Here is a 23,870-nt window from a genome sequence, read left to right as displayed (position 1 = left end):
GTGGATCTCGAGCCATGGAAGGGCTGGCACGTGCGGGAACAGTAGCCGCCGGATCGCCCTCAAGTCACCTCTTTGGCAAAGACGTTGGGCTCCCGGTCGGGGCACTGGGCGCATACCGGGCGCTCCTGGCCGTCCAGCCGGTCAGTGCGGCCCGGAACCGGTCAAGCCCGCGCGCGAGGTCCACGGTCGCCCGGTCGTAGCCGCCGGTCCGGACCGCGGTGCACAGCATCCACCAGCGGTACTCCTCGCCCCGCAGCCACGCGGCACTCCGCTGTCGTGCCTCGGGCACCGCCGCCCCCTGGTTCACCAGTGCGGCGGCCGGGGTGAAGGTGCCGGTGCGGTCGGCGAGGTCATTGACCGTGGTCCCGCAGGCCGAGAAGCAGGCCAGCATCGACCGCACGAGCGGATCCGACCAGTCCGGCGTGACACAGCCCAGCGCGAGCTCCGTCCACATCGCGGCCATCAGCATGGCGCCGTCCGCGGGCCGGATCGTCAGGTAGGCGCGCAGCGTGGGGGGCCGGCCGGGCTGGGTGTAGTCGAGAAGCTTCTCGGCGGCGGCGTGCAGCCACTCCTCGAACTGCTCGTAGTGCCGGCGTTGCCACGTGTCCGGCATCAGCTCCGCGGTCTCGCGGACGAGTTCAGCCAGGGCGGCCAGCAGCGGTTGCGCGCCTGGGCCGGGCCGGTCGGTGCCGCCGGCCACGGCCAGCAGGTCCAGGACCGTGCGGCTGACCGTGCCCGGCGAGGAGTCACGCAGTTCGACGTCGAACAGGTCGTCCGTCAGCCATGTCCACAGCGCCCAGCGGGTTGCCAGATCGAACTCGACACCACGAGCGCCGGGCCACGCCGCGAGGCACAGGTCGACATACCCGTGCGCCAGGTAGGTGGCCGGGTCGGGGTGCAGGGCGTGCCGGTGCAGGAAGGTGGCGGCCGAGATGTAGAGGTCGGCATGCCGGGGATCAGTGGTGGTCATCAGGAGTTTCCCTGGGCGGGTGCTGGACTTCGGTGGGCGATGTGACACGGCGTGCAGCGACGCGCCTGCTCGTCGCGGACGACGCCGTCAGCGACTCGGGACGTCACGAGCTCGCCACGGTGCGGAGCATCCGGTGACGGGCAGTCGGTACACGTGGTGGGTGGCGGGCCCGCCACGTCTTGTTGTTGGGTGCCGCCAGGCATGCCGAACCTCCTGCGTTGCAATCTGTCGCGCTTCGATCACTCGTCGTGATCCTGCTGCCTACAGCATCGAGCCCTGAACCGATGTCTTGAAGGCCGCATAGAGGACACTTAAGGGACGTATTCATGCCGCGATGGCCCGGAATATGCTTCATGGGTCCGCGTAACGGCATCCTGGTCCTACAGTTGAGTGCCAGTCAGTAGACCGACCTGGAGGCCCGCCATGGCCCGTCCCCTCGGCAACACGGCACTCAAGGCAGCCCGACAGGCCGCCGGCTTCTCCTCCCAGGGCGCCTTCGCGAGCGCGCTCGCCACCGCTGCGCGACAGCTCGGTATGGGGCAGGTGGACGTCAGCCTCCGTCAGATCCGTCGCTGGGAGTCGGACACTCCGCCCTGGCCCCAGGACGATTACCAGCGCCTGCTCGTACGGGTGTTGCACCTCCCCGTGGAGCAACTCGGTTTCCGTGCCCCCTGGGACCGCGGTCCGGCCGCCGCTCCCGGGACCCCATCCAGGCAGTCCCGCAGCGTGCCTGCCCCGACCGCGCTTCGCGCCGCCCTGCCGCGCCCATCGCTGGCCATCGGCGCCCAACCGGCCACCATTGGACAGGACTTCGCCGTAGTGACCGAGGCACACCGTAGGCTGTACTGGAGTGTTGCCCCCGCCACCCTCGTGCAGGCCGTCGTCGGCCACGCCGAGCTCGGGACGGCCCTCCTCGGGGAGACCTCCGGCGTCGCGCGGCGGATTCTCGCGGCCGCTCTGGCGGAGTCACTTCTGCTGGCCGGGCGGATCGAATTCTTCGACCTGCGACAACCCGACCTGGCCGACGCCACCTTCGTCCGCGCGCTTCAGGCGGCCGGCGAGGCGGACGACTCGCTGCTCGGCGCTGCGGTGCTCGCTCACACGGCCTTCATCCCCGGCTGGGCGGGGCGGCTCGACGACACCATGGAGCGGATGCAGGCGGCGCGGGCCTACGCCCGCCGCGCGCCGGCGGGTGCCCAGTTCCTCGCCTGGCTCGATGCTGTGGAAGCCGAGTGTCTGAGCCGCTCCGGTGATCATCGGGGTGCGCTCGTCCTGCTTCGCCATGCCGCCGACATCCTCGCGGCCAGGGGCGACGAAACGACTCCGGACTGGTTCACCTGGTTCTCCGAGGCCCGGCTCACCGCGTTCCGTGGCCACACCGAGCTCGTCGCAGGACATCTCCCTCAAGCGCGTGCCACCCTGGAGGACGCTTTGGCCGGGCTACTGGACTCCGACGGCAAGCAGCGGTCGGTGATCCTGGCCGACCTCGCTGCGGTCGAGGCGGCCGTAGGCCGACCGGACGTCGCGTGCGGGCGCCTGGAGCAGGCGCTCGACCAGCTTGGGGTCACCTGGTACGCCACCGGCATGGAGCGCGTCAGGGAAGCTCGCCGGGCCCTGACGCAGTGGCAGGACAACGCCGAGGTGCAGCGGGTCGATGACCGTCTCTACGGCTGGTCAGCGACACTTAGCTCCCTTCAGCATTGAACTCGGTGATCCGGTCCGGAAGTTCGAGCAGCGAGTCGATGCGGAAGGTTGATCCGGCCGCGGCTGGGTCGTCCTGTTGGATCCAACCCCACGGGCCGCGGCGGATCAGGGCGGTGCGCATTCCGGCAGCGAGCGCGGGCAACACGTCGTTGTCGAGGCGGTCGCCGACGTAGAGGATCCCCTCCGGTTCGACGGGGGTGACCTCGGAGACGCGGTCGAAGAAGAGCCGGTCGGGCTTGCTGGCGCCCCAGTCGTCGGAGGTGCCGATCAGGTCGACGTCCGCAGTGAAGAGCTCGCGCAGGATCCGGCCGGCTCGGACGGTCTGGTTGCCGGCGATGGCGAGCCACAGGCCGTCAGCGCGGAGCTTCGCCAGGGCCGGCCGTACGTCCGGGTAGAGGTCCTCCTCGCCGAAGCTCTCTGGCAGGCCGGCGGCAGCGCGACGCTCGCGCTCCTCGTACAGGTCGAAGCCCGGCCGGAAGATCTGGAACGTTTCACGGTAGTCGCGGCCCTGGGCGATTACGGCGCCGAACTGGGAGACGAACGTGTGCCGGGGGACGCCGAGCCAATCGGCCCAAGTCCCGTACTCGCGGGTCTCGTCCACCAGGCACTCGCCGACATCGAACACCACAGCCTGGATCGTCATGGCCGCAGCGTAGTCGAGGGCCGCCGGGCGGTGACAACGAGGCGAGGGCGGGCTGAGTGAAATTGGATCTCTATGTAGACCCTATGTGGCGCTCAAGTCGGAGGATACGTGGGAGCGGTCTGGACCTTGTTTGGTCTCGACCGCGCTTCTGCGGTATCAATTCAGCAGCATTTGACCCTCTTCCGCTCCGCCGAGCGGCACAGTACGGTGGGCGCCGGCCACGTGAAGATGCTCGGCGCCCACCGTGGGGGAGCGGCCTTACTGCGTGGCCGCTGCTGCGGTGGCGGTGCGCCAGGTGGTGACGAGGTGGGCGGTCTTGGCCTCGAAATCGGGGTCGCGCCAGCTGCCCTGGAGGCCCACGAGCACCGGCAGGTCGTACGTGCCGTGGAACCGGTGGGTGATCCGTACGATCTCCGGGGCGCTGGCCCGCTCGTTCTTCCGTACCACCTCGACGTTCGTGATGTCCGCCCAGGCGAACCGGTTGCGGCGGCCCCACAGGGCGGTCCACCACAGCTCGTGCTCGTCGAAGCTCACGCTGGTGAGGAGGACCAGCAGATGAAACGTGCCGATGACGGCCAGCACCGGGGCGAACAGGATGGCGGGGGCGATCCGTTCGGTCAGGGGCCGGCTGAGGGCGAGGTGCAGGAGGTAGGCCGAGCCCGCCAGGAAGAGCGGTCCGCCGATCCACTGGCGCCGCTGCTGCGCGGGGGTGAGACGGTGAGTCATGTGTTTCACCTGCGGATTCTGGCAGGACCGGGGGATCTGAGGAAGTGTCACCTGGAACTGCGACGGGCCGGATCGCGTCCTGATCAACAGGTCGTGAGGGCGGGGTGAAGGGGAGACCAGCGTGCAACGGCAGACTCGACGTCAGGTCGGTGGGGCGGTCCGGACCGTGCTGGCCGCGTGCGCGGCGGTCTCCCTCACCGGCTGCTTCGCCGCGGGCGGGGAGAGCGGGAAGCGTAGTCCCGGTGCCGCGGCCGGGGAGGTCACCGTGGTGCGGGGGGACCGGGTCTACCCCCTCACCGTGAGGATCACGGACTGGCAGGTCGGGCCGCATCCGCAGGTGCCGGAGCGGGGAGACGCCGTGCATGTCGGCTACCGCAAGACCGCCACGAGCTACCTGCCGGACGTCACCGTGGAGGTCGGAGTGTGTGCGGTGGACGCATCGAACGTCGTGCTGCTGTGCGGCGTCATCGCCGCGCAACAGGCAGACCCCCGCGTGGAGGACGCCGACTCCTGGATCGGCCCGGCGGAGCTCCCGCGCAGCCTGTCCGAGACGGCCCGTGTCGTCCTTCTGCCCGACCAACTGCTCCCGGGACTGGGCGCCGGTGACCCCAAGGACGGCGACGGCTACGTTCCCCCCGGCCTCCCGCTACCGGGTGACCGACTGCGTAGTGCCTGAGGCAAGGATCACCGGCGAGGTGGTCTCGCCACCCGCCCCGACGACTGCAACGATCCCTAGAACCCAAGGACGGGCGGGGGCGCAGCAGTCGTCGGGTTCGGGCCCAGGGGCTCAGGCGGTGGCGCTGTAGTCGTAGAAGCCGCGGCCGGACTTGCGGCCGAGCAGGCCGGCGTCGACCATGCGGGACAGCAGCGGGGGAGCGGCGTAGAGGGGCTCCTTGTACTCGTGGTACATGGACTCGGCGATGGAGACGATGGTGTCCAGGCCGATCAGGTCGCACAGGCGCAGCGGGCCCATCGGGTGGGCGCAGCCGGCTTCCATGCCCTTGTCGATGTCGGAGGCGGTCGCCACGCCCGATTCGAACATCCGCACGGCGGAGAGCAGGTAGGGCACCAGCAGGGCGTTGACCACGAAGCCGGCCCGGTCGCGGGCGCGGATCGGCTCCTTGCCGAGGACCTGGACGGCGAAGGTCTCGACCCGGGTGGTGGTCTCGGCGGAGGTGGTGAGGGTGGGGATGACCTCGACCAGGCGCTGCACGGGGGCGGGGTTGAAGAAGTGCAGGCCGATGATCTGCTCGGGGCGCGAGGTGGCGGCGGCCAGCTTCACGATCGGGATCGAGGAGGTGTTGGAGGCCAGGATCGCGTCGCGGCGGGTCACCACCTGGTCGAGGGTCTGGAAGATCTGGACCTTGATGTCCTCGCGCTCGGCGACCGCCTCGACCACCAGGTCGCGGTCGGCGAAGTCGGCGAGGTCGGTGGTGAAGGAGAGGTGGGCGAGGGCCTCGTCGCGCTGCTCCTGCGAGAGCTTGCCGCGCTTGACCGCGGTGTCCAGCGAGTTCGTCAGCCGGGTACGGCCGAGCTCCAGCGCCTCCCCGGTGGCCTCCGAGACCAGGACGTCCAGTCCGGCCCGGGCGAAGACCTCGGCGATGCCCGATCCCATCAGACCGCATCCGACAACTCCGACGCGCGCGATGTCGCTCACTCACTTGCCTTTCCGGGTTTCCTGCCGGGCGGGGTCGCCGCCCATGTCGCTCGACCGTACTACTCCGCGCGCGGGGCGTGGGCACGCACCCTGCTGTTGCGTCGGGAAACCGCGCGCTGGGCTGTCCGGGTGAGGGGGCGGGGCCGGGCCGTGTGGCCCGGGCCACGGTCCGCCCGCGGGGCCCATGCTGTGCCGGTACGGAGCGGAACGGCTCGTGGGCGGGGTGCGGGAGGGAGCTGCGATGCGCAGCGGCACGCTGGAGGGGCAGGTGGCGCTCGTCACCGGCGCCGGGCGGGGCATCGGACGGGAGATCGCCATCGGGCTGGCGGCGGAGGGGATGGCGGTGGGCCTGGTCGGCCGTACCCTGCAGACGCTCACCGACACGCTCAAGGCCTGCGTGCGCGAGGGCGCCAAGGGCATCGCGGTGACCGCGGACGTCGCACGGCCCGGCGCGGTGCGCGAGGCGGTGCGCAGCGTCGAGCGCGATCTGGGGCCCGTCGACCTGCTGGTCAACAACGCCGGCCAGATCGACCGCGAGGAGGTGCCGCTCTGGGAGGCGGACGCGGCGCAGTGGTGGCAGGTGGTCGAGGTCAACCTGCGCGGCCCCTTCAACCTGCTGCGCAGCGTGCTGCCCGGCATGGTGGAGCGCGGGCGCGGCCGGGTCCTCAACCTCAACTCCGGCTTCGCGCTGCGTCCCGACGGCCGGTACACCGCGTACGCCACCTCGAAGGGCGCGCTGCTCCAGCTCTCCGACAACATCGCCGACTCGCTCGCCGACCACGGTGTGGTGGTGCTCGACATCAGCCCGGGCGCGGTGGCCACCGACATGACGGCCGGGATGCCGATGTTCGCGGGGATGAAGGAGTGGAACAGCCTCCCCTACATGGTGGCCGTGGCGGTGGACGCCGCCCGGGGCCGCTTCGACGCGCTGCACGGGCGGTTCATCCACGCCGGGCGGGACAACCTGGAACTGCTGGTGGCCCAGGCGGAGGCGATCCGGGTGGACGACGCCCGCACGCTGCGGCTGCGCCCCTACGGCCCGAGTGATCCGCTGGCGTAGGCGAGGCGGAGGAGTGCGGACGGGCACGGACGGGGCAGGAGGGCGGACCGGGTCAGAGCGGCGCGTCAGAGCATGAGCAGGGCGGCCAGCTCGGCCGGCGGCCAGCTGCCCGGTGCGCGGCCCTCGTGCGCGAAGCCGGTCACCAGCCGTTGCAGCGCATGGGGGCGAGTCTGGCACAGCGGCGCCCGCCCACACCAGGGTCGGGGGGCGCCGGTCGGGTGCGGTCAGGAGCAGAGCTGGCTGGCCGTCACGGCGGCCAGGCCCCGCTGCTTCAGGGTGTCCAGCACGGCCGGCAGGGCGTCCACGGTGCCCTGGTGGCCCATGTGCAGGGCGACGATCGAGCCGGCCTTGATGGAGCCGAGTATCCGCCGCTGGACCACCTCGGCGCCCGGGTCCGCGTAGTCGCGCGGGTCGAGGTCGAAGGAGAGGCAGTGCTCGTAGCCGGCCCGCCGGGCCTGCTCCTTGACCTGCGCGGTGGCGTACTGCGCGGCCGAGGGGCGGAACCAGCGGCCGATCGAGCCGGTCAGCGCCTTCAGCCGGTCCGCGCAGCCCGTGATCTCGGCATAGGCCTGGTCGGGTGACATCGAGGAGATGTCCAGGTGGTTCAGGGTGTGGTTGCCCAGTTCGTGGCCGCCGTCCAGGATCCGGCGGGCCATCTGCGGCTGCTGGTCGAGCCAGGTGCCGACGACCAGCACGGTCAGCTGCGCGCCGTGCTGCTCGGCCGCCTCCAGCAGGGCGGTGGCGATCCTCGGGTCGCCCTGGCCGTGGAAGGTCAGCGCGACCTGCGGGCGGTCGCGCGGGCCGGCGACCACCTCGACCGGGGTGCCGGCCGCCAGCGGCGGCAGCGGGGCGACCGTGGACGAGGCGGTCGCCGGTGGCGCCGAGGTGGAGGCCGCCGTCGGCGTACCGGTGACGGTGGCGCTGGGGATCATGTTCGGCGTCAGGGGGCTGGCGCCGCCCGGTGGTCCGCTGGCGTGCGGCGGACCGGAGAGCGCCGAGGGGGCGGTGCCGGCCCCGGTCGCGGCTTCCTGGCCGCAGCCCGCGAGCAGCCCACCGGCCGCGGTCAGGGTGGCCAGCTGGGCAGTGGTACGCAGGAGTCTGCGGCGGTCGACAGTCATCGCGGCCCAGCATAAGTATGACGGAATAGCGGGGCGATTCGGGGCCGAGCCGGTGAGCCGGCCGGCGGGCACCGAACCGGCCCGGCGACGGGTGCGACGAGGGGCGCGGCGGGCGGTGCGGCGCGGGTCGACGGCAGGTCAGATCCGGAAGATCCCGTACGAGAAACCCGCCGCCCGCACGGCCCCCTCGGCGAGCCGCACGCCGCTCGCGAGCAGCACGGCAGCGTCCGCCCGGGCCTGCGGCAGCGGCAGGACGGCCGGCTCGCGGCGCGGGTTGACCACCACCAGGTGGCTCTCGCCGCGCAGGTACACCAGCGGGTAGCCGGCGCCGAGCACCCGCACGCTTCCACCGGTGCCGAGCTCGGGCGTGTCGCGGCGCAGCCGGATCAGCGCGCGCACCTGGCGCAGCAGCGAGTGCGGGTCGGCGAGCTGGCCGGCGACGGTGGGCCGGTCGGGGTCGGGGTCCAGTGGCAGGTAGAGCGCCTCGGCGGGTGCGGTGGAGAAGCCGGCGCCCGGCGTGTCGTCCCACTGCATCGGGGTGCGCGAGCCCTGCCGGGCCTCGGTGCCGAACTGGCTGCCCTCCTTCTCCGGCAGGCCCGGCACGAAGCGCATGCCGATCTCGTCGCCGTAGTAGATCACCGGCAGGGCGGGCCAGCTGAGCAGGAAGGCGAAGGCGGGGGCGAGTTGCTCGCGGGTGCGCGGTCCGCAGGCCAGCCGGGAGAAGTCGTGGTTGGCGGTGGGCAGCGCGACCAGGCCACGGCCCGCGATCGCCTCGTCGGCCTGCTGCCAGGCGGCCAGGAACTCGGCCATCGAGCCGCCGCCCGCCGGGTCGAAGTAGCAGGGCTTGCCGTCCGCCCAACTGCCTTGACTGCCGGTGCCGTTGTCCCAGAGCGAGCGCAGTGCGCGGCCGGTGAAGTGCAGGAAGAAGTCGGCGTGCAGGCCGGCCGGCACGGAGCGGGCCGGGTCCCCCCACTCGGCGATCAGCACCCGGTCGGGGTAGTCGGCCTCCAGCCAGTCGCGCAGCTCGCCCCAGAGCCGGGCGGTCTCCACGTGCCCCGGGTCGTCCTTGACCAGCGAGGCGGCCATGTCGACCCGGAAGCCGGCCACCCCGAGGTCGAACCAGTGCGCCATGATCGCGCGCAGCGCCGCCCGGTTGGCCAGCGGGCCGGGGTCGTCCACCGCGCTGCGCCAGGGCTCGGCCGGGTCGGGGCGGGCGTAGCCGAAGTTGAGGGCGGGCTGGATCGGGTAGAAGTTGGCCCGGTAGAAGCCGCCGCGCGCACCCAGGTTGGGGATCCACTCGTGGACCGGGGCGGTGATCCGGTCGGACCAGACGTAGCGGTCGTCCGTCGGGTCCTGGGCGGAGCGGCGGAACCACGGGTGACGGTGCGAGGTGTGGCCCGGGACCAGGTCGAGCAGCACCCGGATGCCGCGCCGGGCGGCCTGCTCGACCAGCTCGACCAGGTCGGCGTTGGTCCCGTAGCGCGGGGCGACGGTCAGGTGGTCGGCCACGTCGTAGCCCGCGTCGCCGAACTCCGAGACGAAGCACGGGCTGAGCCAGAGCGCCGTCACCCCGAGGCCGGCCAGGTGGTCGAGCCGGCCGGTGAGGCCGGGCAGGTCGCCGATGCCGTCGCCGTCGGAGTCGGCGAAGGACTGCGGGTAGACCTGGTAGAGCACCGCCTCGGCGAGCCAGCCGGGGACGCGGTCCGTGAGGGGGTGACGGATGCTCATGAGCCTGCCTCCTGGGGCCTGTCCGAGGAGCCAGCGTAGGCCGCGCGCGGGTGCGCTGTCCGGGGGATCCGCCGAGAGGTGACCGATGGTCAGACCCGGGCGTGGGTGGCGATGTCGGCGGTGAACTCCGCCACCAGGGCCGGGGTCACGGTGGGCCGGCCGGCCGCGATCGCCGCCAGGTAGTCCTCGGTGCCCGCCCCGGCCGCCTGCGGCGGGCCCGGCACCGGGCGGGCCAGGTCGCGCTCGAAGGCGGCCTGCGCGGCCCCGCGCGCGGCGTGCTCGATGTCGGCGGGCGTGAAGTACTCGCTGGCCCCGACCAGCACGTCCAGGTCCACGCTCGGGCGGTCGGCCGCGTACCGGCGCCAGATGGCGGCGCGGGCGGCCGCGTCGGGGGTCCCGATCGGCACCAGGTAGTCGAACCGGCCGGGACGCAGGAAGGCCGGGTCCAGCGAGCGGATCGAGTTGGTGGCGCAGACCAGCAGCCGCTCGTCCTGCTCGCGGAAGCCCGGGATCAGCTTGAGCAGCTCGTTGGTGATGCCGTGCGCCGCGCCGTCGGGCCGCTCGCCGCGCACCGGGGCGATCTCCTCCACCTCGTCGATGAAGACCAGCACCCGCTCCAGCTCGGCGATCCTCGCGAAGGCGCCGCGCAGCGCCGCGGCCAGGTTGCCCTGGTCGGCGGCCAGCCGGGAGGGCAGCAGCTCCACGAAGGGCCAGCCCAGGCGGGAGGCGATGGCGCGGGCGAAGGTGGTCTTGCCGGTGCCGGGCGGGCCGAAGAGCGCGATCGCGCGCGGCGGGCGCACCCCGTGCCGGGCGGCCAGCTCCGGTTCGGCCAGCGGCAGCACGACCCGACGCTCGATCAGGTCCTTCTCGGTGGTCATGCCGGCCACCTCGTCCCACAGGCCGCCGGGCAGCAGCCGCCCGCCGAGCTCCTCCAGCAGGCCGACGGCGGGGCCGGTGACCGGCTCGGCCTTCTCGAAGTAGGCGGCGGCCGGGCGGCGGGTGTAGCCGGCGTTGTGCAGGCCCTCGCCGAGCAGCTCCTCCTCCGGCAGCACGTAGGCGATCCGGCGCACCCGCAGGGCCACCAGCCGGCGCTCGAGCTCGCGCAGCAGCGCGCTGGCCAGCCCGCGGCCGCGCCAGGCCGGGGCGATGGCGATGCGCATCACCCAGGCCCGCTCGCCGGCGATGCAGGCCAGCGCCGCGCCGATCGCCCGGCCGCCGTGCACCGCGACCACGGCCGGCCGGTGCGCCCCGCCGGCCGACGGCTGGGGCGGAGCGGTGAGTGCGCCGATGCACTCGGCCAGGGAGAAGACCGACTCCTGGCCGAGCTCGGCCGTGCTGTCGATCAGGTGGACGACGGCGGCGAGGTCGTCCTCGCGGTAGTCGTGGATCAGCCAGGTCATGGTTCGCGCCCCTCGCAGCAGCAGGTGGGCCCCGAACCTAGGGCCCACCCGCCACGAGGGGCGCTCGCCGCCGGGGACAACCGGCGGCCGGCAACGCTACGGACCGTCGGTGGCGGCCCCCTCCTCGCGCCCGCTACCGGCGGCGGCGGCCGGTCACGTCTCGCGCAGGCCGGTGAGGTGCGCGAAGACCACCACGTTGGCGGTGTAGTCGCCGTGCTTGCGGTCGTAGGTGCCGCCGCAGGTGATCAGCCGCAGCTGGGCGTCGGTGGTCTTGCCGTAGACCCGCTTGTCGGGGAAGGCGTTCTTGGGGAACACCTCGACGCTGTCCACCGTGAAGGTGGCGGTGACGCCGTCGTCGCGGGCGATGTCGACGGTGGTCTTGGGGGTGAGCGCGCTGAGGTTCCAGAAGACCGCCGGGGCGGTCTTGGTGTCCACGTGCCCCGCGACGATCGCCGGTCCGCGGTTGCCCGGCACGGTGCCGCCGCGGTACCAGCCGACCAGGTTGGTGTTGTCCGCCGGCGGGGCGTTGAGCGCTCCGCTCGCGTCCAGGTCCAGCGGGGTGAAGGGCGCGTTGACGCCGATCGAGGGGATGCTGAGCCGGGTCGGGTGGGCGTCGGGGGTGACCACCGCGGGCACGGTGCGCTTGGGGGAGGGCTGCGCCGGGACGGGGACCGGGGCGGCCCCCGGCGCGGGCGAGGAGGCGGCGGCCTGCGCCACGGCGGGCGCCGGCGGCTGCGGGAACGCGGCGCTGGGGTCGACCGACTGGTGGATCATGAAGACGCCGAGCAGGCAGGCGCACAGCGCACCGAAGAGGACGTTCCGGCGTCGGCGGCCCATCGCCTCGGACGGGGAGGGGGTGCCGTCGTTGCCGGGAGCTTGCTGGCCCATGGGGCGCGCCTTTCTGAGCGGGTGAGCAGGTGAGCAGGTGAGCGACGGAAGGCGGGGACGGGAGCGGCGGTGGACGGACGCCGCGGGGGTCGGGAGCGGCGCGGGGAAACGCCGCAGCCTTGCGGGAAACGCCGGAGCGCCCCGCGCGCCGTGCCGCCGGGAGGGCGGCACGGCGCGCGGGACGTGCGCCGAGGGCGGATCGGGATGGACGGCCCGTGCGCCCGGAGCGGTCGGACCGGTCGATCAGGCCCGGTGGCCGGACGGCTTGCGGCGGCGCAGGGCGAGGGCGCCGACTCCGACGCCACCGGCCAGCAGCACCGCGCCGGTGGCGAGGCCGCCACCGCCCAGCGCGCCGAACCCGCCGCCGGTGTGGACACCGCCGTGCGGCTGGTGCTCGGCGGCCCACTCGGGGGCGTCGGCCTTCGCGTCGGTCTTCGAGTGGTCCTCGCCCTTCTTGTCATCCGACTTCTTGTCGTCGGACTTCCCGTGCTCGCCGCTCTTCGAGTGGTCGTCCGACTTCTTGTCGTCCGTCATCGAGCTGGCGGGGCGGTCGGACTTGGCGCCCGGGTCCTCGGCGAAGGCAGCCGGAGCGCTCAGGCTCAGGGCGGCGACGGCGACAGCGGCGGCGGCGAGGTGGCGTACAGGACGCATGGGTGGATCCCTTCCATGGCGCTTCCCGGACGGGTTCGACGCTGCGTCGACCTGAGGGACATCCGGGAGGTGCCTCCACCACCGTCCGTCGCGCGGCGTGACCCTGCCACCACACCGCGTGCGAACGTGTGACGGGCCGTCCGGAAAGTCGGCGTGTCGCCGGAGGGGGAAGGAGAGGAAGGAGAGGGGAGGGCCGGGGTGCGGTGGGGCCGGGGCTCAGACGATCGGGCCGGCCGCCGCTGCCTGCTTGATCGCGGCGCGGATGCGCGGGTAGGTGCCGCAGCGGCAGACGTTCTGGATCTGGTCGATGTCGGCGTCGGTGGGGTTGGGGATGCGGCGCAGCAGGGCCACCGCCGTCATGATCTGACCGGGCTGGCAGAACCCGCACTGCGCCACGTCGCAGTCCAGCCAGGCCTGTTGGACCGGGTGCAGCCGGTCGCCGTCGGCCAGCCCCTCGATCGTGGTGACCTGCCGCCCCGCGCAGTCCTGCACGGCGACCAGGCAGGTCTGCACTTCGGCGCCGTCCAGGTGGCTGGTGCAGGCGCGGCAGACGCCCACGCCGCAGCCGTACTTGGGGCCGGTCACGCCGAGCTTGTCGCGCAGCACCCAGAGCAGCGGCATGTCGCCGGGGGCGTCGACGGTCACCGGCTGTCCGTTGAGGACGAAACTGTAGGAAGGCATGGCGTGGTCCTCGGCGCTGTCGATGGGGGAGTCACGGAGTCACGGGTCGCGCGGTGGCGGGGCGCGGGGTCAGAAGGCGATCGGGAAGCTGCGCGGGCTGGTCCCGGTCGCCCGCGCGTAGGCGTTGGCGACCGCGGCGGCCGCGGCCGGCACCCCCAACTCGCCCGCCCCGCCCGGCGGTCCGCTCGGCGGCAGCAGGTGCACCTCGACGCTCAGCGGGCTGTCGTGCTGGCGGGCGTAGCGGAAGTCGGCGTAGCTGCCCTCGCGGACCGCGCCATGGTCGATGTGCAGGCCGGCCTGCAGCGTGACCGACAGTCCGTCCAGCACCGCGCCGGTCAACTGGGCTTCCAGACCGAGCGGGTTGACGGCCAGGCCGACGTCGGCGGCGAGCGCCGCGCGGGTCACCCGGGGGGCGTGCGGATCGGTGGCGTCGAGCTCGACGAGGCAGGCCACGCTGGAGCGGAACTCCTCGTGGAAGCCGACGCCCTGGGCGTGTCCGGCCGGCATCGCGCGGCCCCACTGGCCGGCCTGCGCCACCGTGTCGAGCACCGCGCGCGAGCCGGCACTGCTCAGCAGCGAGCGCCGGTAGGCCACCGGGTCGCGGCCCAGGGTGCGGGCGAGCTCGTCCAGCATGATCTCGTCGGCCACCCGGACCAGCCCGGAGTAGACCGAGCGCCAGCTGCCGGTGTGCATGTCGAGGTCGACCTCGGAGAGCAGCTGGGTGGTGACGCCGAGGTTGTAGGGCACCTTCTCGGTGAGCAGGAAGAAGCCCTGACCGAGCGTCAGTCCGGCCACGTCCAGGTCGAATCCGGCGGCGGTCAGCGCCTCGCCCAGGCCGTGCCGGAAGTCGGTGCGCACGGTGGCGACCCGGTGCTCGTAGGTGAGGACCTGGCCCAGTGCGTGGGTGGCCCTGACCCGGTGGTGGCTGGCGGGGCGCATCCGGCCGTGCCGCACGTCGTCGTTGCGGGTCCACATCAGCTTGACCGGCCGTCCGGCGGCCCGCGAGACCTGGGCCGCCTCCAGCGCGGCGTCGCTGAACAGCCGGCGCCCGAACGAGCCGCCGCCGCGCACCACGTGCAGCGTCACCGCGTCCAGCGGCAGGCCCAGTTCGGCCGCGATGGTCTGCTGCGCGACGATCGGGGCCTGCGCGGAGAACCAGAGTTCGGCCCGGTCGGCGCGCACGTCGGCGACGGCGGTGAGCACCTCCATCGGGGCGTGGCTGACGAAGGCGAAGTCGAACTCCGCGTCCAGGTGCAGGGTGAGCAGCGGTGGCACCAGGAAGGGCGCGGTGGCGGCGCGCAGTTGGGCGCGGATGTCGGCGTCCGAGAGCGCGGCCAGCGGGCCGGGGTTCCAGCTGACGACGAGTGCGGCCTTCGCCTTGAGCGCCTGGTCGAAGGTCTCGGCCAGCACCGCGACGCCGGTGGGGATCGGCACCACCGCGAGCACCCCGGGCATGGCCAGCGCGGCGGTGGCGTCGTAGGAGGCGAGGGTGCCGTTGATGGTGGGCGGGCGGCTGACCACGGTCGGCGCCGCGCCCGGGACGGCCAGGTCGCCGGCGTACTTCGCCCGGCCGGTGACGATGTCGTGGGCGTCGATGCGCCCGGTCGGCCGGCCCACCAGGGTCAGCCGGTCGGCGCTCTTGGGGGTGGCCGGCACCGCCGGGACGATCACCGCGCCCGCGGCCACCGCGAGTTGGGCGAAGGGCAGGCTGCGCCCGTCGGGCGCGAGGACCGCGCTGTCCCGGGTGAGCAGTGAGGCGGCGGGCAGGCCCCAGCGCTGGGCGGCGGCGGTCACCAGCCGGGCGCGGGCGGCGGCCGCCGCCGCGCGCACCGGGTCGTAGAGCGAGCGGACCGAGTTGGAGGCGCCGGTCAGCTGGTTGAAGAGCAACTCCGGTCGGGCGTCGGAGAGCGGGACGTCGACGTCGGTGAGGTGGGCGTCCAACTCGTCGGCCACCAGCATCGCCATCGTGGTGGTCAGGCCCTGGCCGACCTCGGCGCGCGGCAGGTGCAGCACCACCCGGCCGGCCTCGGTGACCTCCAGCACCAGCAGGTTGGCGGTCGGCCTGCCGGCCAGGATCAGCGCGTCGCCCAGGTCCAGGACGTCCGGGATGCCCGGTAGGCTCGGTACCGCCGCGGCGGCCGGGGTGGCCGACTCGGCGTCAACAGCCGCCCGGGTACCGATCGCCAGCGCCGGCGCGGCCAGCAGGTAGGTCAGGAAGCGGCGCCGGTCGGCCGTGAAGGCAGCGATGGGAGATCCCTTTACTCGCGGGTAGGGGCGGGCGGGTCGAGCATAGGGACGGTCAAGTGACCGGTCAACATGGACATGACTGGGTACCGTCAACTGCCATGAGACTCCGTAGATTCCGCCCGGTGGCCGTGCTGGCCGCCCTGCTGCTGGCGCTGGCGGGCGCCCTGGTGGCACCCGCCTCGGCGGCCACCGCCGGCCCCGTCCGCAACGGCGTCAGCCAGCCCGTCTACTCCTACACCAAGGCCGTGCGCGAGACGGTCTGGGTCGACACCGGCCTGGACGGCGACGGCGACGGCCGCGTCGACCGGGTGGCCGCCGACATCATCCGGCCCAGCGAGCCGGCCGCGGCCGGCCTGAAGATACCCGTGATCATGGACGCCAGCCCGTACTACTCCTGCTGCGGGCGCGGCAACGAGAGCCAGCTCAAGACCTACGACTCCAAGGGCCACCCGGTCCAGTTCCCGCTCTACTACGACAACTACTTCGTGCCGCGCGGCTACGCGGTGGTGCTGGTCGACCTGACCGGAACCAACCGCTCGGACGGCTGCGTGGACGTCGGCGGCCCCTCCGACGTCACCTCGGCCAAGGCCGTGGTGGACTGGCTGAACGGCCGCGCGGTGGGCCACAGTGCGCGCACCGGCGGCACCGCGGTCACCCCGACCTGGGCCAACGGCTCGGTCGGCATGATCGGCAAGTCCTGGGACGGCACGGTGGCCAACGGCGTGGCCGCCACCGGAGTCGCCGGCCTCAAGACGATCGTGCCCATCTCCGCGATCAGCTCCTGGTACGACTACTACCGTTCGCAGGGCGCCCCGCTCTACAGCGGCACCCCCGCGGACCTGGCGGGCGACGTGGAGAGCTCGGGCGCGACCTCGCGCTGCCGGGCCGAGCAGAGCACGCTGGCGGCCGGCGCCCCCTACAGCGGTGACTGGACCTCGCTCTGGCAGCAGCGCGACTACGTGGCCTCGGTGGCCAAGGTGAAGGCCAGCGTCTTCGTGGTGCACGGGATGCAGGACCTGAACGTGCGCACCGTCAACTTCGGGCAGTGGTGGGACGCGCTGGCGAGCACCGGCGTGGACCGCAAGATCTGGCTCTCGCAGACCGGCCACGTCGACCCCTTCGACTACCGCCGCAGTGCCTGGGTGGACACCCTGCACAGCTGGTTCGACCACTACCTGATGGGCGTGGACAACGGCATCCAGAACGGCCCGGTGGCCGACGTCGAGCGGGCCCCCGACCAGTGGAGCCAGGACGCCGGCTGGCCGGCGCCGGGCACCGTACAGAGCGCCGTCCACCTCAACCCCGGTACGCTCGGCGGCACTTCGAACAGCGGGTCGGTCTCCTTCACCGACGACCCGAGCCGTGACGAGAACGCCTGGGCCGCCGACGCGGACCGCAGCACCCCCGACAAGACGGTCTTCAGCAGCGCGCCGCTCGCCGGTGACCTGCGGCTGTCCGGCAGCGGATCGGTCACCCTGACCGTCACCCCGAGCACCGCCAGCGCCCACCTGAGCGCGGTGCTGGTCGACCTCGGCCCGGCCACCATCCGCAACTACGCGGGCTCCGGCGAGGGCATCAGGACGCTGACCACCCGGTCCTGCTGGGGCACCAGCGGCACCGGCGACAGCGCCTGCTACCTGGACACCGCGGCCGACACCACCCAGGTGGGCGCCACCGTCTTCAGTCGCGGCTGGATCGACCTGGGCCACTACGCCTCGCTCAACCACGGCGTCGCGCTCACCCCGGGCACCGCGTACACGATGACGGTCGACCTGGCCGCCACCGACCACGTGGTGCCCGCCGGGCACCGGCTGGCGCTGACCGTGGCGGGCACCGACAACGGCTTGATCGACCCGCCGGCCAGCCGGCCCACGCTCACCGTGGACCTGAGCCGCTCCGCGCTGCGGTTGCCGCTGGTCGGCGGCGCCGGGTCGCTGCACGTGCCGGCGAAGCCGGCGCTCGACGGGCCGGGCCTGACCAGCCTGACGGCCCGCGAGCTGCCCCTGGGTGCGGCCGCGTTCCGGTAGCGAGCGGACGAGCCGGCGGGTCGCGCCTCACCAGAGCGGGGCGACCTGCTCGCCGGTGGCTGCCCGGTGGACGGCGATGGCCTCCACCGGGCAGAGCTCGGCCGCCTCGGTGACCGCCGCCAGCGCGTCCGTGCCGCCGTGACGCGCACGGGCCCGGCCGTCCTCGGCCAGCGCGAGGTCGTCGGGGGCGGCGGCCGCGCAGAAGCCGGTGCCCACGCAGCGCGCCCGGTCCACGGTGACGGCGTACCGCGGCGCGGGCCGGTCGGCGCCGCTCACCAGGTGGCCGGCAGGCTCTGCGGGCTGCGGGTGAGCAGGCCGCGCCGCCAGTCGATGTCCTGCGGCTCCACGGTCAGCCGCAGCCCCGGCAGCCGGCGGGCCAGCCGGTGCAGCGCCAGCTCCAGCTCCATCCGGGCCAGCCAGGCACCCAGGCAGTGGTGCGGGCCGGCGCCGAAGGTCAGGCTGGAGGCGGGCAGCGGGGCGAACAGGTCGACGCCCTCCGCCGGGAAGGCGTCCGGGTCCAGGTTGGCGGCGAACTGGTCGGCCGCCACCACGCTGCCCGCCGCGATGGTCACCCCGCCGATCTCCACCTCCTGCACCGCCCGGCGCAGCAGACCGGGCAGCACGCCCTGGTCGCCGAGCGGGATGGTGCGCAGCAACTGCTCGGCCGCGGCGGCCGCCTGCGCCTCGCCGGCCGCGAGCTGCTCCCACTGCGGGCGGGCCTCGGTGAGCAGGTAGACCAGCGCGTTGCCCAGGGAGGTCATGGTGGTCTCGTGCCCGGCCACCACCAGGCCGATCACCAGCGTGACGACCTGCCGCTCGGTCACCTCGCCACCCTCGTCGGCGGCCTGCACCAGGCTGCTGACCAGGTCCTCGCCCGGGTTCTTGCGCCGCTCGGCGACCAACTCGGCCCCGAAGGCGCCGAATTCGCGCATCGCCTGCTGCACCTCGTGCGGCTCGTGGGCGGAGGCGGAGAGCGCGTGGTCGCTCCAGTACTCCAGCCGCCGCAGGTCGACCCCGTCCAGGCCCATCAGCCGGCTGATCACCGCCACCGGCAGCGGGCGGCTGAAGGAGGCCACCAGATCGGCCGGTCGACCGCTGTCGGTGAGGTCGTTCAGCAGGTCCTCGACCACCGAGGCCACCCAGGGCCGCCACCGGGCGATCGCCCGCGGGGTGAAGGCCCGCTGGACGGTGCGGCGCAGCCGCTGGTGGTCGACGCCGTCCAGGTTGAGGATGGCGTCCGGGTCGTCCAGCAGGTTCGGGTAGGGCGTCAGGGCCGGCGCGCCGGGCCCGTGCAGCGAGGCGCGGTCCAGGCGCGGGTCGGTGAGCACCTGGCGCACGTCCGCGTGCCGGCTGGCCACCCAGACCGGCGTGCCGGTCAGCAGCTCGGAGCGGACCGGGGGGCCGGGTTCGGCGGCTCGCAGGCAGTGCAGGGGGACGAGCGGCTCGGCGGCGGGCGCTTCGCTGTGGTCGAGGGACACGGTTCCTCCTGGCGGTCGGGCCGGTGCTACCGACGGTAGTCGGACGGTGGCTCGACAACCAGGGGCGGAATCCGGCCATCTGCGGACCGGGGCCGCAGGACGGGGCCCCGGCCGCCGGGCAGGACCCGGGGGACGGGCGTTGCCGGGTCCCGCCGGAGCGCGCATCGTGGAGAAGGGGCCGGTCGGCCTCGGGAGCGAGGTGCCCAGTGGCGTGGAACCAGGACGGCGCGCCCCCCGGTGCGCCGCCGGCGGTGATCGAGACCGCCGCGCTGAGCAAGGTCTACCCCGGGGCGGACACGGCGGCCGTGGACGGGCTGGACCTCGCGGTGCGCCGTGGCGAGCTCTTCGGCCTGCTCGGTCCCAACGGCGCGGGGAAGACCACCACGGTCGGCATGCTCACCACCCGGGTGGTGCCCACCGCGGGCCGGGCCTGGATCGGCGGGATCGACGTGGTGGCCCGGCCCACCCTGGTCAAGCAGATCATCGCGGTGGTCTCGCAGCAGAACACCCTGGACCGCTCGCTGACCGTGCGCGAGAACCTGGTCTTCCACGGCCTGCTCTTCGGGCAGTCCACCCGCACCGCGCGGCGCACCGCCGACGCCCTGCTGGACCGCTTCCACCTGGCCAGGTGGGCCGAGGCCTCGGTCTTCGAGCTCTCCGGCGGGATGGCCCAGCGGCTGATGGTGGCCCGGGCGATCTTCCACCGCCCGGCCGTGCTCTTCCTGGACGAGCCCACCGCCGGGCTCGACCCGCAGAGCCGGCTCGCGCTCTGGGAGATCCTGGGCACCCTGATCGCGGACGGCCAGACGATCCTGCTGACCACCCACAACATGGAGGAGGCCGACCAGCTCTGCGACCGGGTGGCGGTCATCGACCACGGCCGGGTGCTCGCGCTGGACACCCCGGCCGCCCTCAAGCGGGCCGTGGACGCCGACACCGTGGTCACCGTCAGCGCCGCCGGCGACCCGGCGGCCCTGGCCGACCTGCTGACCCGCGAGATCGCCGGGGTCAACCGCACCCGGCTGCTGCCCGGCGGGGTCGAGCTGCAGGTCAAGGGCGGCGAGACCCGGCTGCTGCCCCGGGTGCTGGGCGCGGCCGAGGCGGCCGGCTTCGAGGTCGCCGACCTCGCGGTGGCCGAGCCGACCCTGGAGACCGTCTTCATCAGCCTCACCGGAAAGGAGCTACGGGACTGATGTCCGCCACCTCCCTCTCGGGCGGCGCCGCGATCCCGGTGGGCCCCACCCGCTCGGTCCAGGCCGCCGCCCGCTCCGCGCTCGGCGCGCTGATCAGGCGCGACCTGCTGGTGCTGCGCAAGCACGCCGGCGAGTTCGCCGCCCGTACCGTCATGCAGCCGCTGCTGCTGGTCTTCGTCTTCCTCTACGTCTTCCCGACCATCGGCCAGGGGGTGGGCGGTGGCGGGGGCACGGCGGGGGAGTCCGACTTCGCGACCGTGCTGGTGCCGGGCGTGGTCGCGGTGACCATCATGTTCCAGGGCATCCAGTCGGTGGCCATCCAGCTCGCCCAGGAGTTCGGCTACACCCGGGAGATCGAGGACCGGGTGCAGGCGCCGTGCCCACTCTGGCTGGTGGCCACGGCCCGGGTGCTCTCGGGCGCCACCCAGGGCATGATCTCGGCGGTGATCGTCTTCCCGATCGCGGCCGTGGTGCACGCCCCCGGCGTGCAGGCGCACCTGTCGGTGCACTGGTGGATCGTGGTCACCCTGATCCCGCTGTCCTGCCTGGCGATGACCTCGCTCGGGCTGGTGCTCGGCACCACCTTCGAGCCGCGCAACATCGGCCTGATGTTCGGCTTCGTGGTGCTGCCGCTGGTCTTCCTCGGCGGCACCTACTACCAGTGGACCAGCCTGGCCGCCGTCGGGGTCGACGGCTTCCCCTGGCTGCAGACCCTGGTGCTGGTCAATCCGCTGATCTACATCGCCGAGGGCATGCGGGCCGGTCTCACCGACGCCACGCACATGCACCTGTACGTGATCTACCCGGTGCTGATCGGCTTCTGCGTGCTCTTCCTGGGCCTGGGGCTGCGCAACTTCCGCCGCCGGGTGCTCTCCTGAGGGCCGCCGGGTGGTCCGGGCGGCCCCCAGGAGGAGCCATGGGCCTATTCGGCGCCGAAGCGCTCGCGCCAGGCGGCCAGGTCCTCGTCGGTGATCTTCGCGAAGAGCACCGGCGGGACGGTGAACGAGGTGCCGGCCGCGACGAAGTCGAGCGCGACGGCCTGCTCGCCGCTGACCCACTGGGGCTCGGCGGCGTCGTCCGAGGCGAAGACCGCGCGCATCACGGCACTGGTGGCCGGGATGAACGGCGCGGACAGCACGCCGTAGAGGTGGATCAGGTTCATCGCGGTCCGCAGCGTGAGCGCGGCGCCGGCCTCGTTGGTCTTGATCTCCAGCCAGGGGGCCTTGGTCTCCAGGTAGGAGTTGCCCGCGCTCCACAGCGCCCGCAGCGCCTGGGCGGCCTTGCGGAACTGCAGGGTGTCCAGGTGGCCCTGGTACTCCGCGATCAGCGCCGCGACCTCCGCGCCCAGCTGCTCCTCGGCCGCACCGGCCGCCTCGCCGGCCGGGACGGTGTCGCCGAACCGCTTGAGGCTGAAGGAGAGCACCCGGTTGACGAAGTTGCCCAGCGTGTCCGCCAGGTCCTTGTTGACCGTGGCGGAGAAGATCTCCCAGCTGAAGCTGGTGTCGTCCGACTCGGGGGCGTTGGCCATCAGGAAGTAGCGCCAGTAGTCGGCCGGCAGCAGCTCCAGGGCCGCGTTGGTGAAGATGCCGTGCTGCTGGCTGGTGGAGAACTTGCCGCCGTAGTAGTTCAGCCAGTTGAAGGCCTTGACGAAGTCGACCTTCTTCCACGGCGCGCGGGTCCCGATGATGGTGGCCGGGAACATCACGGTGTGGAAGGGGACGTTGTCCTTGGCCATGAACTCGGTGTAGCGCACGTCGTCGGCCTGGTACCACCAGGACTTCCAGTCCCGGGTGGCCGGGTCCTCGTCGGACCACTCCTTGGTCGCGCCGATGTACTCGATCGGCGCGTCGAACCAGACGTAGAAGACCTTGCCCTGGGCGGCGAGCTCGGGCCAGACGTCGGCCGGCACCGGCACGCCCCAGTCCAGGTCGCGGGTGATCGCACGGTCGTTCAGTCCCTCGGTCAGCCACTTGCGGGCGATCGAGGAGGCCAGCGTCGGCCAGTCGTTGCCGTGCTCGTCGATCCAGGCCTCGACCTCACCGGCGAGCTTGGACTGCAGCAGGAAGAGGTGGGTGGTCTCGCGGACCTCCAGCTCGGTGCTGCCGCTGACCGCCGAGCGCGGGTTGATCAGGTCGGTCGGGTCGAGCAGGCGGGTGCAGTTCTCGCACTGGTCGCCGCGCGCCTTGTCGTAGCCGCAGTGCGGGCAGGTGCCCTCGATGTAGCGGTCCGGCAGGAACCGGCCGTCGGCCACCGAGTAGACCTGGCGGATCGCCCGCTCCTCGATGAAGCCGTTGGCCTTCAGCTCGCGGGCGAACTCCTGGGTGATCTCGCGGTTCTGCTGCGAGGAGCTGCGCCCGAAGTAGTCGAAGGAGAGCTGGAAGCCGTCGTAGATCGCCTTCTGCGCGTCGTGCTGCTCGGCGCAGAAGTCCGCCACCGACTGCCCGGCGGCCTTGGCGGCCAGTTCGGCCGGGGTGCCGTGCTCGTCGGTCGCGCAGATGTACAGCACCTCGTGGCCGCGCTGGCGCAGGTAGCGGGAGTAGACGTCCGCCGGGAGCATGGACCCCACCATGTTCCCCAGGTGCTTGATCCCGTTGATATAGGGAAGCGCGCTGGTGATCAGGTGTCGAGCCATCCTGGGAAGCTCCCGTTCATGTAGGGAATGCGGCAGGCCCGCACGTCACCGTCACCGGGAGGTGGGCGGCGCTACGGGCTGCCACCAGTCTATCGGCCGCCCGGTGCGGCCCGAACCGCCTTTTCGGCCCGCCACCGGGCCCTCCACGCCCCGGGATGCCGCCGCTGGGCGGGCGCCATAGCCTGGGGCAAGCTCGGGAACCGATCACCCGTGGAGGAAGCGTGTTCCAGTTGATCTGGATCATCATCATCGGCCTGGTCCTCGGCCTGCTCGCCCGACTCCTGCTGCGCGGCCCCCAGTCGATCCCGCTCTGGCTGACCACCGTCCTGGGCGCGCTGGGGGCGCTGCTCGGCAACGCGGTGGCGGGCTGGATCGGCGTGCGGCACACCAGCGGCATCGACTGGATCCGCCACCTGCTCCAGATCGGCTTCGCCATCGGGCTGGTGGCCTTCGTGAGCCCGCTCTACGTGAACGCCAAGCGCGGCAGCCGGTAGCGGCCCGGCGGGACTCGGGGTGACGCGGCGCGATCCGCAGCAGGGGACCGCGGGCCGGTCGATGACGCGTTGACGGCGGGGGCTCGCGGCGTGCGGCGCGCGCCGCCCGCCCGGACGTTCTTTGGCCGTGGCCTGCGGCGTGGCTGCGCGGGCGGCGGGGCGCGGTGGCTTCTGATGATCGCAGCTGATCGCAGCCCTGCTCGGGGCGCGCACCGATCGATCGGAGCCACCGTGGTCCCCATGACGCTGCAGGAGATCGCCGAGGCGGTCGGCGGCACGCTGCACGACGTGCCCGACCCGCGGGCGCGGGTGGAGCGGCCCGCGGTGATCGACTCCCGGCTCGCCGAGCCCGGTTCGCTCTTCGTCGCGCTGCCCGGCACCCGCACCGACGGCCACCGGTTCGCGGCCCCGGCGGTGGCCGCCGGGGCCGTCGCGGTGCTGGCGGGCGCACCGGTGGGGGTGCCGGCCGTGGTGGTGGCGGACGTGCCGGCCGCGGTGGCCGCGCTCGCGGACGCGGTGCTGGCCCGGCTGCTGGCGCTGGCCGCGCCGGGCGGGGAGGCGGGCGGGCCCCAC

The 23,870-nt window shown here is 73.2% G+C and carries 22 protein-coding genes; 8 read left to right on the top strand and 14 right to left on the bottom strand.

Going from position 1 to position 23,870, the window contains the following annotated elements; all coding sequences use genetic code 11:
- Positions 1-64 precede the first annotated feature (64 nt).
- A complete protein-coding gene (locus ABD323_RS02685; RefSeq protein ID WP_344438587.1) occupies positions 65-970 on the bottom strand; it encodes a terpene synthase family protein in 906 nt (301 codons plus the stop codon).
- 423 nt (positions 971-1,393) lie between these two features.
- Here ABD323_RS02685 and ABD323_RS02680 point away from each other — a divergent pair, with 423 nt between their 5' ends.
- Complete coding sequence (locus tag ABD323_RS02680; RefSeq protein ID WP_344438585.1) at positions 1,394-2,674, top strand: NsdA family TPR-like regulatory protein; 1,281 nt, start codon at positions 1,394-1,396, stop codon at positions 2,672-2,674.
- Here the strand turns inward: ABD323_RS02680 and ABD323_RS02675 are convergent.
- Positions 2,655-3,317, bottom strand: a complete 663-nt coding sequence (locus ABD323_RS02675; RefSeq protein WP_344438583.1) for an HAD family hydrolase — start codon at positions 3,315-3,317, stop codon at positions 2,655-2,657. The two genes, ABD323_RS02680 and ABD323_RS02675, sit on opposite strands and share 20 nt — an antisense overlap.
- A gap of 258 nt (positions 3,318-3,575) precedes the next feature.
- Positions 3,576-4,043, bottom strand: coding sequence for a hypothetical protein (locus ABD323_RS02670; RefSeq protein ID WP_344438581.1), 468 nt, complete (start codon positions 4,041-4,043; stop codon positions 3,576-3,578).
- A gap of 121 nt (positions 4,044-4,164) precedes the next feature.
- On the opposite strand from ABD323_RS02670, the gene ABD323_RS02665 reads away from it, so the two are divergent.
- The gene (locus tag ABD323_RS02665) at positions 4,165-4,719 is read left to right on the top strand and encodes a hypothetical protein (RefSeq protein ID WP_344438579.1); all 555 of its coding nucleotides are present in this window, start codon (positions 4,165-4,167) and stop codon (positions 4,717-4,719) included.
- Between the two features lie 111 nt (positions 4,720-4,830).
- On the opposite strand, the gene ABD323_RS02660 is transcribed toward ABD323_RS02665, so the two are convergent.
- On the bottom strand, positions 4,831-5,700 hold the full coding sequence (locus ABD323_RS02660; protein WP_344438577.1) for a 3-hydroxybutyryl-CoA dehydrogenase: 870 nt from the start codon (positions 5,698-5,700) through the stop codon (positions 4,831-4,833).
- Between the two features lie 241 nt (positions 5,701-5,941).
- Between ABD323_RS02660 and ABD323_RS02655 the strand changes: the two genes are divergently transcribed.
- A complete protein-coding gene (locus ABD323_RS02655) occupies positions 5,942-6,760 on the top strand; it encodes an SDR family NAD(P)-dependent oxidoreductase (protein ID WP_344438575.1) in 819 nt (272 codons plus the stop codon).
- Between the two features lie 224 nt (positions 6,761-6,984).
- On the opposite strand, the gene ABD323_RS02650 is transcribed toward ABD323_RS02655, so the two are convergent.
- From ABD323_RS02650 to ABD323_RS02620, 7 genes are all read right to left on the bottom strand, one after another.
- Complete coding sequence (locus ABD323_RS02650; RefSeq protein ID WP_344438573.1) at positions 6,985-7,878, bottom strand: polysaccharide deacetylase family protein; 894 nt, start codon at positions 7,876-7,878, stop codon at positions 6,985-6,987.
- Between the two features lie 138 nt (positions 7,879-8,016).
- Positions 8,017-9,606, bottom strand: coding sequence for an alpha-amylase family glycosyl hydrolase (locus ABD323_RS02645; RefSeq protein WP_344438570.1), 1,590 nt, complete (start codon positions 9,604-9,606; stop codon positions 8,017-8,019).
- Positions 9,607-9,695: 89 nt separating this feature from the next.
- Positions 9,696-11,006: an ATP-binding protein gene (locus tag ABD323_RS02640; RefSeq protein WP_344438567.1), complete on the bottom strand. Its 1,311-nt coding sequence runs from the start codon at positions 11,004-11,006 to the stop codon at positions 9,696-9,698.
- 153 nt (positions 11,007-11,159) lie between these two features.
- Positions 11,160-11,894, bottom strand: coding sequence for a class F sortase (locus ABD323_RS02635; RefSeq protein WP_344438565.1), 735 nt, complete (start codon positions 11,892-11,894; stop codon positions 11,160-11,162).
- A 243-nt stretch (positions 11,895-12,137) separates the two neighbouring features.
- On the bottom strand, positions 12,138-12,545 hold the full coding sequence (locus ABD323_RS02630) for a hypothetical protein (RefSeq protein ID WP_344438563.1): 408 nt from the start codon (positions 12,543-12,545) through the stop codon (positions 12,138-12,140).
- A gap of 216 nt (positions 12,546-12,761) precedes the next feature.
- Positions 12,762-13,226 carry a (2Fe-2S)-binding protein gene (locus ABD323_RS02625; RefSeq protein WP_344438561.1) on the bottom strand — a complete coding sequence of 155 codons (465 nt, stop codon included), beginning with the start codon at positions 13,224-13,226 and terminating at the stop codon, positions 12,762-12,764.
- Between the two features lie 69 nt (positions 13,227-13,295).
- Positions 13,296-15,566: a xanthine dehydrogenase family protein molybdopterin-binding subunit gene (locus tag ABD323_RS02620; RefSeq protein WP_344438559.1), complete on the bottom strand. Its 2,271-nt coding sequence runs from the start codon at positions 15,564-15,566 to the stop codon at positions 13,296-13,298.
- Between the two features lie 5 nt (positions 15,567-15,571).
- Here ABD323_RS02620 and ABD323_RS02615 point away from each other — a divergent pair, with 5 nt between their 5' ends.
- Positions 15,572-17,500: a Xaa-Pro dipeptidyl-peptidase gene (locus tag ABD323_RS02615; protein WP_344438557.1), complete on the top strand. Its 1,929-nt coding sequence runs from the start codon at positions 15,572-15,574 to the stop codon at positions 17,498-17,500.
- A 27-nt stretch (positions 17,501-17,527) separates the two neighbouring features.
- On the opposite strand, the gene ABD323_RS02610 is transcribed toward ABD323_RS02615, so the two are convergent.
- A complete protein-coding gene (locus ABD323_RS02610; RefSeq protein WP_344438554.1) occupies positions 17,528-17,776 on the bottom strand; it encodes a ferredoxin in 249 nt (82 codons plus the stop codon).
- Complete coding sequence (locus tag ABD323_RS02605; RefSeq protein WP_344438552.1) at positions 17,773-18,978, bottom strand: cytochrome P450; 1,206 nt, start codon at positions 18,976-18,978, stop codon at positions 17,773-17,775. Before ABD323_RS02605 ends, ABD323_RS02610 begins: the two co-directional genes overlap by 4 nt.
- A 206-nt stretch (positions 18,979-19,184) precedes the next feature.
- Here ABD323_RS02605 and ABD323_RS02600 point away from each other — a divergent pair, with 206 nt between their 5' ends.
- Positions 19,185-20,171, top strand: coding sequence for an ATP-binding cassette domain-containing protein (locus tag ABD323_RS02600; RefSeq protein ID WP_344438550.1), 987 nt, complete (start codon positions 19,185-19,187; stop codon positions 20,169-20,171).
- Positions 20,171-21,049, top strand: a complete 879-nt coding sequence (locus ABD323_RS02595) for an ABC transporter permease (protein ID WP_344438548.1) — start codon at positions 20,171-20,173, stop codon at positions 21,047-21,049. The genes ABD323_RS02600 and ABD323_RS02595 overlap by 1 nt, the downstream gene beginning before the upstream one ends.
- Positions 21,050-21,093: 44 nt before the next feature.
- Here the strand turns inward: ABD323_RS02595 and metG are convergent, their stop codons facing one another.
- Entirely contained in the window at positions 21,094-22,803 is a 1,710-nt protein-coding gene (gene metG, locus ABD323_RS02590; protein ID WP_344438546.1) for a methionine--tRNA ligase, read from the bottom strand.
- A 221-nt stretch (positions 22,804-23,024) separates the two neighbouring features.
- Here metG and ABD323_RS02585 point away from each other — a divergent pair, with 221 nt between their 5' ends.
- Together ABD323_RS02585 and ABD323_RS02580 are read left to right on the top strand one after the other, a co-directional pair.
- Positions 23,025-23,297, top strand: a complete 273-nt coding sequence (locus ABD323_RS02585; protein ID WP_344438544.1) for a GlsB/YeaQ/YmgE family stress response membrane protein — start codon at positions 23,025-23,027, stop codon at positions 23,295-23,297.
- A gap of 240 nt (positions 23,298-23,537) precedes the next feature.
- A partial coding sequence (locus ABD323_RS02580; protein WP_425555837.1) for a Mur ligase domain-containing protein occupies positions 23,538-23,870 on the top strand: 333 nt, incomplete at its 3' end.

The organism is Kitasatospora nipponensis (genome assembly GCF_039528135.1).
Taxonomy (GTDB): domain Bacteria; phylum Actinomycetota; class Actinomycetes; order Streptomycetales; family Streptomycetaceae; genus Kitasatospora; species Kitasatospora nipponensis.
The sequence above is the reverse complement of the archived record's forward strand: the minus strand, read 5'-3'. Positions and strand labels throughout refer to the sequence as shown.

What these genes read in the sequence shown, in the direction of transcription:
- ABD323_RS02670 (WP_344438581.1), bottom strand. Translation starts at nt 4,043, where the DNA reads ATGACTCACCGTCTCACCCCCGCGCAGCAGCGGCGCCAGTGGATCGGC.
- ABD323_RS02685 (WP_344438587.1), bottom strand. Translation starts at nt 970, where the DNA reads ATGACCACCACTGATCCCCGGCATGCCGACCTCTACATCTCGGCCGCC.
- metG (WP_344438546.1), bottom strand. Translation starts at nt 22,803, where the DNA reads ATGGCTCGACACCTGATCACCAGCGCGCTTCCCTATATCAACGGGATC.
- ABD323_RS02680 (WP_344438585.1), top strand. Translation starts at nt 1,394, where the DNA reads ATGGCCCGTCCCCTCGGCAACACGGCACTCAAGGCAGCCCGACAGGCC.
- ABD323_RS02640 (WP_344438567.1), bottom strand. Translation starts at nt 11,006, where the DNA reads ATGACCTGGCTGATCCACGACTACCGCGAGGACGACCTCGCCGCCGTC.
- ABD323_RS02630 (WP_344438563.1), bottom strand. Translation starts at nt 12,545, where the DNA reads ATGCGTCCTGTACGCCACCTCGCCGCCGCCGCTGTCGCCGTCGCCGCC.
- ABD323_RS02675 (WP_344438583.1), bottom strand. Translation starts at nt 3,317, where the DNA reads ATGACGATCCAGGCTGTGGTGTTCGATGTCGGCGAGTGCCTGGTGGAC.
- ABD323_RS02655 (WP_344438575.1), top strand. Translation starts at nt 5,942, where the DNA reads ATGCGCAGCGGCACGCTGGAGGGGCAGGTGGCGCTCGTCACCGGCGCC.
- ABD323_RS02595 (WP_344438548.1), top strand. Translation starts at nt 20,171, where the DNA reads ATGTCCGCCACCTCCCTCTCGGGCGGCGCCGCGATCCCGGTGGGCCCC.
- ABD323_RS02635 (WP_344438565.1), bottom strand. Translation starts at nt 11,894, where the DNA reads ATGGGCCAGCAAGCTCCCGGCAACGACGGCACCCCCTCCCCGTCCGAG.
- ABD323_RS02650 (WP_344438573.1), bottom strand. Translation starts at nt 7,878, where the DNA reads ATGACTGTCGACCGCCGCAGACTCCTGCGTACCACTGCCCAGCTGGCC.
- ABD323_RS02615 (WP_344438557.1), top strand. Translation starts at nt 15,572, where the DNA reads ATGAGACTCCGTAGATTCCGCCCGGTGGCCGTGCTGGCCGCCCTGCTG.
- ABD323_RS02645 (WP_344438570.1), bottom strand. Translation starts at nt 9,606, where the DNA reads ATGAGCATCCGTCACCCCCTCACGGACCGCGTCCCCGGCTGGCTCGCC.
- ABD323_RS02625 (WP_344438561.1), bottom strand. Translation starts at nt 13,226, where the DNA reads ATGCCTTCCTACAGTTTCGTCCTCAACGGACAGCCGGTGACCGTCGAC.